Consider the following 1862-nt stretch of genomic DNA (forward strand, 5'->3'; position numbering starts at 1 on the left):
TCACTGCCCGCGAAGCGTTCGGGCACCGCCAGCAGCGGCACCTCCTGCGCACACCGCTCCTGCGCCTTCCAGCACCGGGTACGGAACCGACACCCCGACGGCGGATCCGCCGGCGAGGGCACATCCCCCGACAAGATGATCCGCTCCCGCCGCTCCCGCCCCCGCGGATCCGGCTGCGGCACCGCCGACAACAACGCCTGCGTATACGGATGCGTCGGATGATCATAGATCTCCGCATCCGAACCGACCTCCGCCATCTTCCCCAGATACATCACCCCCACCCGATCCGAGATATGCCGCACGATCGACAGATCATGCGCAATGAAGATGTACGACAGATCGAACTCCTCCTGCAGCCGCTCCATCAAATTCACCACCTGCGCCTGCACCGACACATCCAGCGCCGAGACCGGCTCATCACAGATGATCACCTCAGGATTCAGCGCCAACCCCCGCGCGATCCCGATCCGCTGCCGCTGCCCACCCGAGAACTGATGCGGATACCGGTTGATGTACTCCGGATTCAACCCCACCACATCCAGCAACTCCCGCACCCGCCGCCGCCGATCCCCCTTCGGCGCCACCTCCGGATGAATATCGAACGGCTCCCCGACGATATCCCCCACCGTCATCCGCGGATTCAACGACGTGTACGGATCCTGGAACACCATCTGAATGTTCCGCCGCACCGCCTTCAACGCCCGACCCGACAACCGCGTGATGTCCTCACCCCTGTACCGGATCTCCCCCGCCGTCGGACGCTCCAGACCCATCAACACCTTCGCCACCGTCGACTTGCCACACCCCGACTCACCGACGATCCCCAGCGTCTCCCCCTGAAACAGCGTGAACGACACATCATCCACCGCCCGCACCGCACCCACCCGACGCCGGAACACCACACCCCGCGTCAGCGGAAAATGCTTCACCAACCCCCGCACCTCAAGAACCGGCTCCCCCTGCCGGGCCGGCTTCTCCACGGCGGCCACCGCGGCCTCCCCGGCCACGGCGGAGTCCGGCGCACGGTCGGCAGAGGCGCCCTCCACCACGGCCTCGTCACTCTTCCTGATCTCAGCCATGGATGGTCTCCTCCCAGAAGTGGCAGGCACTGCGGCGCCCGGTCAACTCGGTGCCGTCCGACTCGGTCACCCGGTACAGCGGCGGCACATCCACCCGGCACACCTCCCGCGCCCGCGGACACCGCGGATTGAACGCACACCCGGACGGAATACTCGTCAGACTCGGCGGCAGCCCCTGAATCGCATACAGCTCCCGCCCCTTGTGATCCAGCCGCGGAATCGAATCCAAAAGACCCCGCGTATACGGATGCGCCGGACGCTCGTACAACTCGTGCACCGGAGCCGTCTCCACGATCCGCCCCGCGTACATCACCGCGATCTTGTCCGCCACATCCGCCACCACCCCCAGATCATGCGTGATCAGGATCAGCCCCATGTGATACTCCCGCTGCAACTCCCCCAGCAGCTCCATCACCTGGGCCTGCACCGTCACATCCAGCGCCGTCGTCGGCTCGTCCGCGATGATCAGATCCGGCTCCAGCGCCAACGCCATCGCAATCATGATCCGCTGCCGCATACCACCGGAGAACTGATGCGGATAATCGTTCACCCGCGCCCGCGCCGCCGGAATCCGCACCCGGTCCATCAACTCCACCGCCCTCGCCTTCGCCTCCTTCCGCGAAAGCCCGCGATGGACCCGGAACATCTCCCCCAACTGGAAACCCACGCTGTACACCGGATTCAACGCCGACAACGCGTCCTGGAAGATCATCGCGATCTTCCGTCCCCGCACCCGGCGCCGCTCCTCCTCCGGCAGCTTCAGCAGGTCCCGCCCCTGGAAGA

At 65.8% G+C, this 1862-nt stretch carries 2 protein-coding genes; both read right to left on the reverse strand.

The genetic code is table 11. From position 1 onward, the window contains the following. A partial coding sequence (locus tag CUT44_RS08645; RefSeq protein ID WP_100201594.1) for an ABC transporter ATP-binding protein occupies window positions 1-1079 on the reverse strand: 1079 nt, incomplete at its 3' end. Beyond that, on the reverse strand, window positions 1072-1862 hold a 791-nt coding region (locus tag CUT44_RS08650; protein WP_100201592.1), incomplete at its 5' end, for an ABC transporter ATP-binding protein. The genes CUT44_RS08645 and CUT44_RS08650, both read right to left, overlap by 8 nt.

The sequence above is a fragment of the Streptomyces carminius genome, from assembly GCF_002794255.1.
Lineage (GTDB): Bacteria > Actinomycetota > Actinomycetes > Streptomycetales > Streptomycetaceae > Streptomyces > Streptomyces carminius.